The organism is Psychrobacter sp. 1Y4 (assembly GCF_051847555.1).
On sequence record NZ_JBPYDE010000452.1, the window covers coordinates 1 to 758 of the forward strand.

Here is a 758-nt window from a genome sequence, read left to right on the forward strand (position 1 = left end):
TTGAACACTATCAGCAACGGCCTGTATGTTCCATGAATTCATTGATGCTTGACCTATCATAACTAGTGGTGGTTGATTCGGTCTTTTTTCTTCATTAGTAGCATCGACATCAAATACTGTCACATTAAGGTTTTTTGCGCTTGGGTCAAGAATACTTGCTGCACGTAATAATCCATTCATAGCCCCTGTATTTAGATCATAAAATACCGTTGGGTCTTGGTTACCACCACACAACAAGGTGGGCATATTTGGTCTATAGTCACGCAAATCATTATCTTTTAACGCTTTACGCATAGCATTTTGTGGATTATCCGCAGTCTTACCTCCGTTCATAACGGTTGGTATTAGACCATCAGGGTTAGTTAAAGAATCCTTTATAAATGCTGCTCGAAAATCAGTATTGATAAGATATTTAGTATCGTCAAATCCTAATGCCGCAAACTGTAATGTAGACGGTGGAAGAGCAACTAATGTAGGATCATCAGGTGTCCGCTCGAAAAGCGCAAACTCAGGCAGTTTATTGGCAGCGACCAACTCGTCAAAACTTAATAAGCTTGGTAATTGCGTGTTGGCATAATCTGCGGTAAAGATATCAGTCGGGTTATTATAGATATTGCCATACTTTTTTTGCATGCCTTCTGCCAATAATGGGGCGAATCTGGTCGCGCCGATATTTACATTTCCTCTAAATATAAAATCTCCAAATGCAGCTAGCGCATAAGGGCCTGACGAAGGTGCAATGGCAGTTACTGATTTAC

Annotated in this window: 1 pseudogene; it reads right to left on the minus strand. The window is 40.4% G+C overall.

What is annotated here, in order from left to right:
* A pseudogene (locus ACS8FC_RS16915) lies at positions 1-758 on the minus strand (hypothetical protein); the annotation flags it as partial.